The following is a 247-nucleotide window of genomic DNA, read 5'->3' on the forward strand; positions in this document are numbered from 1 at the left end:
TCACGGTACTGGTTCACTATCGGTCAGTCAGGAGTATTTAGCCTTGGAGGATGGTCCCCCCATATTCAGACAGGATACCACGTGTCCCGCCCTACTCTTCGAGTTCACAGCGTGTGCATTTTTGTGTACGGGACTTTCACCCTGTATCGTGCGACTTTCCAGACGCTTCCACTAACACACACGCTGATTCAGACTCTGGGCTGTTCCCCGTTCGCTCGCCGCTACTGGGGGAATCTCGGTTGATTTC

The 247-nt window shown here is 53.4% G+C and carries 1 rRNA gene; it reads right to left on the reverse strand.

From position 1 onward, the window contains the following. Positions 1 to 247, reverse strand: a 23S ribosomal RNA gene (locus WFN61_RS20815); the annotation flags it as partial.

This window comes from Pseudescherichia sp. AS216 (genome assembly GCF_037152055.1).
Lineage (GTDB): Bacteria > Pseudomonadota > Gammaproteobacteria > Enterobacterales > Enterobacteriaceae > Pseudescherichia.